Raw genomic sequence first — 13,044 nt, forward strand, 5'->3', positions numbered from 1 at the left:
CGGATCAGGCGCGCAGATCCTTGCGCGCCCGGATCAGCATCGGGGCATATTCCAGCACGTAAAGGCCGAAGCCCAGCATCCAGGCCCCGCCCGCCAGGTGGACCAGCATGTCGTAATCGCCGAATTCCGCCAGCGGCCGCAGCACCGCTGCGGCCCAGATCGCCACATAGCTGATGCCGGTCAGCGTCGAGGCGGTCAGTTCGCGCCCGGTATGGCCCCGCGTGGCGCGGCCCATGACGGCCAGCATCTCGCCGCCGATGGCGCCGACGGCAAAGACATGCAGCGCGCCCGCAGTGCTGAGCAGGCCCAGCCCCGACAGGCCGATGGCGGCGAAGCCCAGGGCCAGCATGGCATAGCCGCCGTGCAGCGCCAGCACCAAGGGCTCGGCCCAGGTGCGCCAGCCGCGCCAGCGCAGCATCCGCGCCAGGTTCAGCGCCGCCGCGACCGGGCCCAGCACGGCCACGGCCGGGCTTTCCGGCGCCAGCACCCAGGCGGCCAGCGTCGCGCCCGAGGCGCAGGCGACCAGCGTGTCGAAACGGTTATAGGGGATCGGCAGCGGGCCGGGGCCGCGCCGCGCCAGCCAGTTGCGGGTGAAGCTGGGGGTGATGCGGCCGCCGATGATGACGATCAGCATGATATAGGCCGAGATCGCCAGCCGCGCCGCCATCCCGGTATCGCCGCCGCCAAGCGCGGCGAGGTGAAAGCCCAGGTTCGCCAGCGCCAGCACCGTGACGGCGCCCACGACTTTGAGGTCGCGCCATTTGCGCCCGGCGATGATCTCGATCGCGAAGACCGCGGCCATGACCGGCAGGAACAGCGCATCGGCCAGCACTCCCAGCCAGACCGCGCCCGCGGGCGGGAAGGTCAGCGCCAGCCGGCCGGCCAGCCACAGCGCCGCCAGCGCCATCAGCGGCCGGCCCGACAGCGGCATGCGCCCGGTCCAGTTCGGCACCGCCGTCATCAGGAAGCCCGACAGCACCGCCGAGGCGAAGCCGAACAGCATCTCGTGCATGTGCCAGTTCGCCGCACCGTAATCGCCGCCCGGCTGGGCATGGCCGCTGACGGCCGCGATCCACAGCACCATGGCCAGCACGGCCCAGACCGCGCCGCCCAGGAAGAACGGCCGGAAGCCATAGGAAAACAGCACCGGCCCGGTGCGCGACAATCCGCGTGGAATGCCGCCCCGGGCCGGTGCAACCTTGGTCTTCGTCATCCGCGTGCCCTTTCGTGTTCGACGCATCGCCCGTCGCCCGCAGGGGCCGGCGACGGGCATCGCGGCATCGTCTCAGCGCGTGACCTGCGCCAGCCCGGCGTCCATGCGCGCGCGCGCCTTCTTGGGCAGCTTGCCCGTGGCGACCGCGTCATAGTTCGAGGCGTCGGCGCCGGCCTGGATCAGCGCCACCATGCCCATGGGCAGGTGCGGCTTGCATTTCACGCCATAGAGGCCGGGCTTGTCCAGCGTCAGCACGAATTCCTCGTTCAGCTTCGATTCGAATTCGGCCACGCCCTCGGGCAGCATGCCGGGCAGCGAGACCACGTCGTGGCCCTTGTCCTTGGGAACGAAGGTCACGGTGTCGCCGACCTCGGCCTTCACGAAAGCCGGTTCGAACACCATGGCGCCGTCGGCGCCCTTGTTCATCATCTGCACCTGATGGTCGGCGGCCAGCGCCGGACCGGCCAACACGCCAAGCGCGAGGGCGATGCTCAGAATGCGTTTCATGTCCTGTCTCCTTGCAAACACGGTCGCTGCCTAGCAAGCCCGGCAGGCCCCGACTTTGCGCTGGGTCAAATTGCGCCGGTCAGTCGCGGGTTTCGGCGATGGCGGCCAGCCCGGCGGTGTCGGCGATGATGACCTTGCGCCGGGCGCGCAGCAGGATGCCCTCGGCCTCCCATGCCGCCATGATGCGCGAGGCGGTGTGCAGCGTGTTGCCGCTCATGTCGGCGATGTCCTGGCGGGTGATGGGAAAGGGGATTTCGACCGGGTCCGGGCCGGGGCCGGCATGGCGGGCCAAGCGCAAGAGCAGATGCGCGATGCGCCGGCCGGCATCCTCGGTCGTCATCTCGCGCAGGCGGGTATGAGCCTCGTCGAGCTTGCGCCCGACCGCCTGGATGGCCGAGACGGCCAGCGCCGGCGCCGCGGCGATCAGCGGCTCCCAGCGCGCGCGGGGCCAGGCCAGCAGGCGGCAGGGCAGGATGGCCTCGGCGCTGCCCGGAAAGATCGTGCGGCCGATGGCGGGCCCGAAGCCGCAAAGCTCGCCCGGGTGGACGATGCGGACGATGAACTGCTGGCCGTCCTCGGTCAGCTGCGTGACCTTCAGCCGGCCCTCGATCAGCAGGAAGAAGCGCGCCGCCGGATCGCCCTGCAGGAACAGGTTCTCGCCCTGGTCCAGCGTCACGCGGGTCATGCCCTGGGCCACGACGGCCAGCTGGTCCGGGGTCAGGGCGGAAAAGAACGGCAGTTCGGCAAGATCGGGCGGCATGCGGGTCTCGGCAGGGCAGGGGTTGCCCAAGGGCTAGCACAACCGGCGCCGCATCACAGCCCGAATGGGTCGGATCAGGTGTCCTCGCCCCATTTGTCGATCAGCTTGTCGATCAACGGGTCGTAGGCGGCGACGGCGGCCAGCCGATTCCAGTCGGTGATGATGACGCGGGCGCCGTCCAGCGCGATGCCATCGGACTTGAGCCCGCCGAGCGCGCGCGACAGGCTCTCGGGCGTCATGCCCAGATACGAGGCCAGGTCGCGCTTTTCCACCGGCAGCAGGAAGCTGTTGACCCGGCCCTGCCGATGCGCCTGCGCCAGCAGCCAGGCCGCCAGCCTTTCGCGCGCCGTGCGCAGCTTGAGGTTCTTGGCCTGCCGGACCATGCTGCGATAGCTGCCCGCAAGCTCGAACATCACCGCCGCGGCAAGGTCGCTGTCGCGGCGGATCGCCGCGCGCAGGTCCACCGCCGGAATCATCACGATGGTCGAACGCTCGAGCGTGCGCGCCGACATGAGATAAGGCATGTCGCGGATGCAGGCGGCCAGGATGAAGCTGGACACCGGCCGCAGCAGCGTCATCACCGCGTCGCGCCCGTTCCATTGCGCATGCAGCGCCACGCCGCCCTCGATCAGGATATGCAGGAAATCGGCGCGGTCGCCCTGGCCGAACAGGTCCAGCTTCGGCGGAAAGACCTGGGAATAGCTGGCCGCCATCAGCCCCTGGAAGGTTTCGGTGGAAACCTCGCGGAACAGCGGCAGTTCGCGGATGCCGGCCTTGTCCTCTTCGCGCATGAATCGATCTTTGTCATTTTGATGCTTGATTTTTGATAACTCATTCCCTTGGAAAAGACAAGCACAAGCGCGTCTTCATGCAAATCATTAATCGACTTTCGCCGTGCAGGCGACGATCCAAACGCAATCCGCGTGCGATTCCGGGGGTGGTGGATTATTGATTGATCTACATCAAACATGGTTTTTCCCCTGCGTGCTTCGCATCCTTCGACCCTTCGCGTGACAGGCGAAGCGGATGACAGGAGCAAGTCATGCCGGAACACCATTCCCCGTCTCGCGCCGACCAGCAGCGCGCGCTTTGGCTCAGCACATTGGCCTTTACCCTGTGCTTCGCCGTGTGGACGATCTTCTCGATCATCGGGATCACCATCAAGGCCGAGCTGGACCTTTCCGAATTCCAATACGGGCTGCTGATCGCCACGCCGGTGCTGACCGGCTCGCTGACCCGGCTGATCCTGGGCGTCTGGACCGAGCGTTTCGGCGGCCGCCTGGTGTTCGCGCTGCAAATGATCCTGACCGGCGTCGCGACCTATCTGCTGACCTGGGCGGACAGCTATGCCACCTTCCTGTTGGCCGCGCTTGGCGTGGGCCTGGCGGGCGGGTCCTTCATCATCGGCGTCGCTTATGTGTCGAAATGGTTCCCGGCCGAGCGGCAGGGCCTGGCGCTCGGCACCTTCGGCATGGGCAATGTCGGCGCGGCCGTGACCAAGTTCCTGGCGCCCTTCGTGATGGTCGCCATGGGCTGGCAGGGCGTGGCCGAGATCTGGGCCGCCGCCATCGCGCTGATGGGCGTGGCCTTCTGGCTGCTGGCCAAGGACGACCCGGATTTCGCCGAGCGCAAGGCCCGCGGCGTCAAGGCGCCGACCCTGGCCGAGCAATTCGCGCCGCTGAAGAACCTGCAGGTCTGGCGCTTCTCGCTGTATTATTTCTTCGTCTTCGGCGGCTTCGTCGCGCTGGCACTGTGGCTGCCGCATTACCTGACCGACGTCTATGGCGTCGAGGTGCGCACGGCCGGCATGGCGGCGGCGGCCTTCAGCCTGTCGGCCAGCGTCTTCCGCGCCTATGGCGGCGCGCTGTCGGACCGCTTCGGCGCGCGGACGGTGATGTACTGGACCTTCGGCTTTGCCGCCGTCTTCCTGTTCATGCTGTCCTATCCGCCGACCGATTACGTCATCCATGGCAAGAACGGCATGATCGCCTTCTCGACCCGGATGGACCTGTGGCCCTTCGTCGCCACGCTGTTCGCGCTGGGGTTCTTCATGAGCCTGGGCAAGGCCGCGGTCTTCAAGCACATCCCGGTCTATTATCCGAACCACGTCGGCGCCGTCGGCGGTCTGGTGGGCATGATCGGCGGCCTCGGCGGCTTCATCCTGCCCATCGTCTTCGGCGCGCTGCTGGACCTGACCGGCGTCTATACCTCGTGCTTCGTCCTGCTGCTGGTGGTGGTCGTCGTGTCGATGGCCTGGATGCATTTCTCGATCCGCGCCATGGAGCGGCAAGCCCAGGGCAAGGCGCTGGACCAGCTGCCGGCCTTTGCCGAACTGGCCGAGATCCACGTTCCCGGCAAGACCGAGATGCCCAAGACGATCCAGGACTGGCGCCCCGAGGACGCGCAGTTCTGGGCCGACAAGGGCCGCCGGATCGCGCGCCGCAACCTGTGGCTGTCGATCCCGGCGCTGACGCTGGCCTTTGCGGTCTGGATGGTCTGGTCGGTCGTGATCGCGCGGCTGCCCGCCATCGGCTTCAACTTCAGCCAGGACCAGCTGTTCTGGCTGGCGGCGCTGCCGGCGCTGTCGGGGGCGACGCTGCGCATCTTCTACAGCTTCATGGTGCCGATCTTCGGCGGGCGGCTGTGGACGACGATTTCCACCGCCTCGCTGCTGATCCCGGCCATGGGCATTGGCTATGCGGTGCAGAACCCGGAAACGCCCTATCTGATCTTCGTGGTGCTGGCGCTGCTCTGCGGCCTGGGAGGCGGCAATTTCTCGTCCTCGATGGCCAATATCGGCTTTTTCTTCCCGCGCTCGGAAAAGGGCAATGCCATGGCGCTGAACGCGGGTCTGGGCAACCTGGGCGTGTCGATCATGCAGTTCCTGGTGCCGGTCGTCATCACCATGGGCGTCTTCGGCGCGCTTGGCGGCGCACCGCAGCAACTGTCGGACGGCGGCCAGGTCTGGATGCAGAACGCGGGCTTCGTCTGGGTGCCCTTCATCCTGGCCTCGACCATAGCTGCCTGGCTGGGCATGAACGACATCGCCGATGCGAAGTCGAGCTTCCGCGAACAGGCGGTGATCTTCAGCCGCCGGCACAACTGGATCATGTGCCTGCTGTATGTCGGCACCTTCGGCAGCTTCATCGGCTATTCCGCCGCCTTCCCGATGCTGACGAAACTGGCCTTCCCTGGTGTCAACGCGCTGCAATACGCCTTCCTCGGGCCGCTGATCGGCGCGCTCAGCCGGGCGGGCAGCGGCTGGCTCGCGGACCGGGTCGGCGGCGGGCGCGTCACCTTCGGCGTGTTCCTGGGCATGATCGCCTCGGTCGTGGTCATCATCCAGGGGCTGAACGGCGGCAGCTTCGCGCTGTTCTTCGCGGGCTTCATGGCGCTGTTCTTCTTCTCGGGCGTGGGCAATTCCTCGACCTTCCAGATGATCCCCGTGATCATGCGCAAGGAGATCGCGCGGCTCTACCCGAATGCCACCGCCGAAGAGCGCCGCCGCCAGGCCGAGCGTGAATCCGCGGCCATCGTCGCCTTTACCGCGGCCATCGGCGGCTATGGCGGCTTCTTCATCCCGAAGGCCTTCGGCAGCTCCATCCAGCTGACCGGCGGTGCTGGCGCGGCGCTCTGGGGCTTCCTGGTCTTCTATGTGCTCTGCATCGCCGTCACCTGGGGCGTCTACACCCGGCGCGGCGGATTGCTGCACGACATCGAACACGGGCGCGCGGCCATCGCCGCCCCCGCCGAATAACCTGAAAAGAAACGGAGAGAGCCATGAGCCATCTTCTGGATCGCCTGAACTTCCTGGCGCCGCTGCGCAAGGACACGTTCGCGGACGGGCACGGTCAGACCACCATCGAAAACCGCGACTGGGAGGACACCTATCGCGCCCGCTGGCGCCACGACAAGATCGTGCGCTCGACCCATGGGGTGAACTGCACGGGCTCCTGCTCGTGGAAGATCTACGTCAAGTCGGGGATCGTGACCTGGGAAACCCAGCAGACCGACTATCCCCGGACCCGGCCCGGCCTGCCCAACCACGAACCGCGCGGCTGCGCGCGCGGGGCGAGCTACAGCTGGTATCTGTATTCCGCGAACCGGGTGAAGACGCCGCTGATCCGGGGCAGGCTGATGCGGCTCTGGCGCGAAAAGCGCCGGACCATGTCGCCCATCGAGGCCTGGACCGCGATCCAGAACGACCCGGCCGCGCGCGAAAGCTATACCCGCATCCGCGGCAAGGGCGGTTTCGTGCGCGCCACCTGGGACGAGGCGCTGGAGATCGCCGCCGCCGCGAACCTCTATACCGCCAAGACCTACGGCCCCGACCGGGTCTTCGGCTTCTCGCCGATCCCGGCCATGTCGATGATCTCCTATGCCGCGGGCACGCGCTACCTGTCGCTTCTGGGCGGCACCTGCATGTCCTTCTATGACTGGTATTGCGACCTGCCGCCGGCCTCGCCCCAGACCTGGGGCGAGCAGACCGACGTGCCGGAATCGGCCGACTGGTATAACGCCGGCTACCTGATCCTCTGGGGCTCGAACGTGCCGCAGACCCGCACGCCCGACGCGCATTTCTATACCGAGGCGCGCTATCGCGGCACCAAGTCGGCGGTGATCTGCCCCGACTATTCCGAGGCGGCGAAGTTCGGCGACATCTGGCTGAACGCCAAGCAGGGCACCGACGCTGCCATCGGCATGGCCTTCGGCCATGTCATCCTGCGCGAATTCCACCTGGACCGGCAGGCCGAATATTTCGAGGATTACTGCCGGCGCTATTCCGACATGCCGATGCTGGTGCGGCTGGACGAACAGGACGGCCGGCTGGTGCCGGGCCGGCAGCTGCGCGCCTCGGACCTGGACGGGTCCTTGGGACAGCAGAACAACCCGGAATGGAAGACCGTCGCCATCGACGAGAACACCGGCGACCTGGTGGTCCCGAACGGCTCGATCGGCTTCCGCTGGGGCGAGCAGGGCCGCTGGAATCTGGAGCAGAAGGCCGGCGACGCCGAGGTCCGGCTGAAGATGAGCCTGATCCTGGAAGAGGACCGCGACGACGTGGCCGCGGTCGATTTCCCCTGGTTCGGCGGCGCCGCGACCAACGGCTTTGCCGTCGACGACCGCGGCGAGGTCTTGACCCGCAACGTGCCGGTCAAGCGCCTGGTGCTGGCCGACGGCAGCGAGGCGCTGGTCGCCACGGTGTTCGACCTGTTCTGCGCCAACTACAGCCTCGACCGCGGCCTGGGCGGCGAGAACGTCGCGACCAGCTATGACGAGGACGTGGTCTTCACCCCGGCCTGGGCGGAACGCATCACCGGCGTGCGCCGCGACAAGATCATCCAGGTGGCGCGGGAATTCGCCGGCAACGCCGAAAAGACCAACGGCAAGTCCATGGTCATCATCGGCGCGGCGATGAACCACTGGTTCCACATGGACATGAACTATCGCGCCGTCATCAACATGCTGGTGATGTGCGGCTGCGTCGGCCAGTCCGGCGGCGGCTGGGCGCATTACGTCGGCCAGGAAAAGCTGCGCCCGCAGACCGGCTGGACGGCGCTGGCCTTTGCGCTGGACTGGGCGCGGCCGCCGCGGCACATGAATTCGACCAGCGCCTTCTATGCCCATACCGACCAATGGCGCTATGAGACGGTGACGGCGCGCGAACTGCTGTCGCCCACCGCGCCCAAGGGCGACTGGGACCGGCTCAGCCTGATCGACTATAACATCCGCGCGGAACGCATGGGCTGGCTGCCCTCGGCCCCGCAACTGCGCACGAACCCGCTGGAGGTGGGCCGCGCCGCCAAGGCCGAGGGCATCGAGGTCAAGGATTACGTTGCCCGCGAGCTGAAATCCGGCCGGCTGGAAATGTCCTGCGAGGATCCCGATGCGCCGCAGAACTGGCCGCGCAACCTGTTCGTCTGGCGTTCGAACCTGCTGGGCTCCTCGGGCAAGGGGCACGAATATTTCCTCAAGCACCTGCTCGGCACCGACCACGGCGTGCAGGGCAAGGACCTGGGCGAGGAAGGCGGCGTGAAGCCGGTCGAGGCGGTCTGGCACGACGATGCGCCGCAGGGCAAGCTGGACCTGCTGGTGACCATCGATTTCCGCATGTCCACCACCGCCGTCTATGCCGACATCGTCCTGCCGACCGCCAGCTGGTACGAAAAGGACGACATGAACACCTCGGACATGCATCCGTTCATCCACCCGCTGCAAGCGGCGGTCGATCCGGCGTATGAGTCGAAGTCCGACTGGGAGATCTTCAAGGCGATCGCGAAGAAATTCTCGGACCTGGCGCCGGGCGTGCTGGGCGTGGAAACCGACGTGGTGCAGCTGCCACTGCAGCACGACAGCGCGGGCGAGCTGGCCCAGCCCTTCGTCGCCGACTGGAAACAGGGCCAATGCGACCTGATCCCCGGCAAGACCGCGCCGGCCTATATCGAGGTCACGCGCGATTACCCGAACCTTTACAAGCGCTTCACCGCGCTTGGCCCGCTGATGGAAAAGATCGGCAACGGCGGCAAGGGCATCGCCTGGGACACCAAGACCGAGGTGCATCACCTGAAGGCGCTGAATGGCACCGTGACGGAAGAGGGCGCGACCCAGGGCATGGCCCGCATCGACAGCGCCATCGACGCCGCCGAGGTGGTGCTGATGCTGGCCCCCGAAACCAATGGCGAGGTCGCCGTCAAGGCTTGGGAGGCGCTGTCCAAGGCCACCGGTATCAGCCACAAGCACCTGGCCGAGGTCAAGGAGGACGAGAAGATCCGCTTCCGCGACATCGCTGCCCAGCCCAGAAAGATCATCTCGTCACCCACCTGGTCGGGCATCGAAAGCGAGGAGGTCTGCTACAACGCCGGCTGGACCAATGTGCATGAGCTGATCCCGTGGCGCACCGTCACCGGCCGCCAGCAGCTGTATCAGGACCACGAATGGATGCGCGCCTTTGGCGAGGGTTTCGTGACCTGGCGCCCGCCGGTGGACCTGAAGACCGTGGGCCATGCCGCGACCCGTTCGCTGGGCTCGGCGGAAAAGCATGTCGTGCTGAACTTCCTGACCCCGCACCAGAAATGGGGCATCCACTCGACCTATACCGACAACCTCTTGATGCTGACGCTGAACCGCGGCGGCCCGGTGGTGTGGATCTCGGAACTGGACGCGAAGAAGGCGGGCGTGGTCGATAACGACTGGGTCGAGGTCTTCAATGCGAACGGCGCCATCACCGCCCGCGCGGTGGTCAGCCAGCGCATCAAGGAAGGCAGCATGTTCATGTATCACGCGCAGGAAAAGATCGTGAACACGCCCGGCTCGAAGGTCACCGGCAAGCGCGGGGGCATCCACAACTCGGTCACCCGCATCGTGCCGAAGCCCACGCATATGATCGGCGGCTATGCGCAGCTGGCCTATGGCTTCAACTATTACGGCACCGTGGGGGCCAACCGGGACGAATTCGTCATCGTCCGCAAACTCGACAACGTCGATTGGCTGGACCAGCCGGCCGACACCGCAACCCAAAACGTGGAGGCAGCGGAATGAAAGTGCGTGCGCAAATCGGCATGGTGCTGAACCTGGACAAGTGTATCGGCTGCCATACCTGCTCGGTCACCTGCAAGAACGTCTGGACCTCGCGCGAGGGGGTCGAATACGCCTGGTTCAACAATGTCGAGACCAAGCCCGGCATCGGCTATCCCAAGGATTGGGAGAACCAGAAGCGCTGGAACGGCGGCTGGACCCGGACCCGGGCCGGCCACCTGCAACCGAAACAGGGCGGCAAGTGGCGCATCCTGGCCAATATCTTCGCCAACCCCGACCTGCCCGAGATCGACGATTTCTACGAGCCCTTCGATTTCGACTACGACCACCTGAAATCGGCGCCCGAGATGCAGGCCTTCCCGACCGCCCGGCCGCGTTCCAAGATCACCGGCGAGCGGATGGAAAAGATCGAATGGGGCCCGAACTGGGAAGAGATCCTGGGCGGCGAGTTCGAGAAACGCAGCCAGGACTACAATTTCGAGGGCGTGCAGAAGGACATCTACGGAGAGTATGAGAATACCTTCATGATGTATCTGCCGCGGCTGTGCGAACACTGCCTGAACCCGGCCTGCGTCGCCTCGTGTCCTTCGGGCGCGATCTACAAGCGCGAGGACGACGGCGTGGTGCTGATCGACCAGGAGAAATGCCGGGGCTGGCGCATGTGCGTCTCGGGCTGCCCCTACAAGAAGATCTATTACAACTGGTCCTCGGGCAAATCGGAAAAATGCATCCTGTGCTATCCGCGCCTGGAAAGCGGCCAGCCCACGGTCTGCTCGGAAACCTGCGTCGGGCGCATCCGCTATCTGGGCGTGATGCTCTATGACGCCGACAAGATCGCCGAGGCGGCCGCGACCGAGTCGGAAATGGACCTCTACGACGCGCAGCTCGGCGTGTTCCTGGACCCGAACGACCCGGCGGTGATCGAGGCCGCGCGGGCCGAGGGCATCCCCGAGGACTGGATCAAGGGCGCGCAGAACTCGCCGATCTGGAAGATGGCGATGGAGTGGAAGATCGCCTTCCCGCTGCATCCCGAATACCGGACGCTGCCGATGGTCTGGTATGTGCCGCCGCTGTCGCCGATCCAGAACGCCGCCGAAGCCGGCAAGATCGCCGCGCAGGACGACATGCCCGACGTGCGGTCGCTGCGCATTCCGCTGCGTTACCTCGCGAACATGCTGACCGCAGGCGACGAGGCCCCGGTCGCCTCGGCCCTGGAGCGGATGCTGGCGATGCGCAGCTACATGCGCTCGAAGACCGTGGACGGCGTGGTGAACCTGGGCGTCGCCAAGCGCGTCGGCCTGACCCCGCACCAGATCGACGAGATGTACAACCTTCTCGCCATCGCCAATTACGAGGACCGCTTCGTCATCCCGACCACGCATCGCGAACTGGTCGAGGATGCCTATGACCTGAAGGGCGGCTGCAGCTTCACCGACGGCAACGGCTGCTCGTCGGGCCACAGCGGCGCCAAGCTGTTCTCGGGCAAGAAGTTCCGCAGCCCGCAGGAGTTCATCGCATGAAAACCTTCAAGGCACTCTCGTTGCTGCTGAGCTATCCCTCGGCCGAATTGCAGCAGGCGATCCCCGAAATCGACGCGCTGCTGCATGCCGACGGGCTGCTGGGCCCCCGGCGCATGGAGACGCTGGCGCCGCTGCTGCGCGACCTGGCGCGGGGCGATCTCTACGACCTTCAGGAGCGTTATGTGCTGCTGTTCGACCGCTCGCGCACGCTGTCGCTGAACCTGTTCGAGCATATCCATGGCGAAAGCCGCGACCGCGGCGGCGCCATGGTCGATCTCTTGGAGATGTATCGCGCCGGCGGCTTCGATCTGGGCGGCACGGAACTGCCCGACCACCTGCCGGTGCTCCTGGAATATCTCTCGACCCGGCCGCTGGCCGAGGCGCGCGAGATCCTGCAGGGTGCCGGCCACATCCTGGTCGCGCTGGGCGAACGCCTGGTGCGGCGCGACGCCGCCTATGCCGCGGTGCTGGAGGTGCTGGTGGCCATTGCCGAGGCCGACCCGGCCGCCGAGGAGGTCCAGACCCTGCTGGCCATCAAGGACGACGACCCCGAGGACCTGGCCGCGCTGGACGCGGTCTGGTCCGAGGCGCAGGTGACCTTCGGCCCCGATCCCAATGCCGGCTGCCCGGTCAGCCGCGATCTTCTTGCCCGCATGGACCCCGCCGCCCCCGCGGCGCGGGCCGCAAGCTGAGGAGCGACAGATGAACCATTTCCTGTTCGGAGTTTTCCCCTATATCGCCATCACGGTGATGATCCTGGGCGCCATCGTCCGCTACGAGACCGAGCCCTTCACCTGGAAATCCTCGTCGAGCCAGCTTCTGCGCCGCAAGCAGTTCGTGCTGGGCTCGGTGCTGTTCCATGTCGGCGTGCTGATGATCCTGGGCGGGCATTTCGTCGGCCTGCTGACGCCGGTCGCGGTCTGGGACGCGCTGGGGGTCAGCCATGGCGCCAAGCAGGTCTTCGCCATGGCGATGGGCGGGTTTGCCGGCATCCTCGCCATGGTCGGCGGGCTGATCCTGCTGCACCGCCGGCTGACGGACCCGCGCATCCGCGCCAATTCCACCCTGGCCGATACCGGCATCCTGGTGCTGCTGATGCTGCAACTGACGCTGGGCCTCTGCACCATCTTCGTCTCGGCCCAGCATCTCGACGGGCACGAGATGGTCAAGCTGATGCAATGGGCGCAGGGCATCGCCTATTTCGGCGCCGATCCGGCCGCGCATCTGGAGGGCGTCGCGCTGATCTTCAAGCTGCATATCCTGCTGGGGCTGACGATCTTCCTGCTGTTTCCCTTCACCCGGCTGGTGCACATGCTGTCCGCGCCGGTGCGCTACCTGTGGCGGCCGGGCTATCAGATCGTGCGCTCGAAACGCGGCGCGCGTTCGGGCGCCGGGCTGAACCCGATCGCGGCGACCGTCGCCGGGCGCGAGGCGCTGGCCCACAAGGCCGCCGGCCGTGACCGGCAGGCGCCGCAGGATCCGCTGGGCCAGGCGGCGGAGTGACGGCG

9 protein-coding genes are annotated in these 13,044 nt (G+C 66.6%); 5 read left to right on the forward strand and 4 right to left on the reverse strand.

Annotated elements, in window-relative coordinates; translation table 11 throughout:
- Window positions 1-4 precede the first annotated feature (4 nt).
- The 4 genes from PARN5_RS0115970 to PARN5_RS0115985 all read right to left on the reverse strand — a co-directional run bounded on the left by PARN5_RS0115970 (window position 5) and on the right by PARN5_RS0115985 (window position 3,271).
- A complete protein-coding gene (locus PARN5_RS0115970) occupies window positions 5-1,213 on the reverse strand; it encodes an NnrS family protein (protein ID WP_018000774.1) in 1,209 nt (402 codons plus the stop codon).
- A 72-nt stretch (window positions 1,214-1,285) separates the two neighbouring features.
- Entirely contained in the window at window positions 1,286-1,720 is a 435-nt protein-coding gene (locus PARN5_RS0115975) for a pseudoazurin (RefSeq protein ID WP_018000775.1), read from the reverse strand.
- A gap of 79 nt (window positions 1,721-1,799) precedes the next feature.
- The gene (locus PARN5_RS0115980) at window positions 1,800-2,480 is read right to left on the reverse strand and encodes a Crp/Fnr family transcriptional regulator (RefSeq protein WP_018000776.1); all 681 of its coding nucleotides are present in this window, start codon (window positions 2,478-2,480) and stop codon (window positions 1,800-1,802) included.
- Between the two features lie 74 nt (window positions 2,481-2,554).
- Window positions 2,555-3,271 carry a helix-turn-helix domain-containing protein gene (locus PARN5_RS0115985; RefSeq protein ID WP_018000777.1) on the reverse strand — a complete coding sequence of 239 codons (717 nt, stop codon included), beginning with the start codon at window positions 3,269-3,271 and terminating at the stop codon, window positions 2,555-2,557.
- A 251-nt stretch (window positions 3,272-3,522) separates the two neighbouring features.
- Between PARN5_RS0115985 and PARN5_RS0115990 the strand changes: the two genes are divergently transcribed.
- Genes PARN5_RS0115990 through narI form a run of 5 tightly spaced genes read left to right on the forward strand, consistent with a single transcriptional unit; the run spans window position 3,523 to window position 13,039 of the window.
- The gene (locus PARN5_RS0115990) at window positions 3,523-6,237 is read left to right on the forward strand and encodes an MFS transporter (RefSeq protein WP_018000778.1); all 2,715 of its coding nucleotides are present in this window, start codon (window positions 3,523-3,525) and stop codon (window positions 6,235-6,237) included.
- A 23-nt stretch (window positions 6,238-6,260) separates the two neighbouring features.
- Window positions 6,261-10,019, forward strand: a complete 3,759-nt coding sequence (locus PARN5_RS0115995; protein WP_018000779.1) for a nitrate reductase subunit alpha — start codon at window positions 6,261-6,263, stop codon at window positions 10,017-10,019.
- Window positions 10,016-11,536, forward strand: coding sequence for a nitrate reductase subunit beta (gene narH, locus PARN5_RS0116000; protein WP_018000780.1), 1,521 nt, complete (start codon window positions 10,016-10,018; stop codon window positions 11,534-11,536). Before PARN5_RS0115995 ends, narH begins: the two co-directional genes overlap by 4 nt.
- A complete protein-coding gene (gene narJ, locus PARN5_RS0116005) occupies window positions 11,533-12,228 on the forward strand; it encodes a nitrate reductase molybdenum cofactor assembly chaperone (RefSeq protein ID WP_018000781.1) in 696 nt (231 codons plus the stop codon). The genes narH and narJ overlap by 4 nt, the downstream gene beginning before the upstream one ends.
- A gap of 10 nt (window positions 12,229-12,238) precedes the next feature.
- The gene (gene narI / locus PARN5_RS0116010) at window positions 12,239-13,039 is read left to right on the forward strand and encodes a respiratory nitrate reductase subunit gamma (RefSeq protein WP_018000782.1); all 801 of its coding nucleotides are present in this window, start codon (window positions 12,239-12,241) and stop codon (window positions 13,037-13,039) included.
- Window positions 13,040-13,044 lie beyond the last annotated feature (5 nt).

The organism is Paracoccus sp. N5 (assembly GCF_000371965.1).
Taxonomy (GTDB): Bacteria; Pseudomonadota; Alphaproteobacteria; order Rhodobacterales; family Rhodobacteraceae; genus Paracoccus.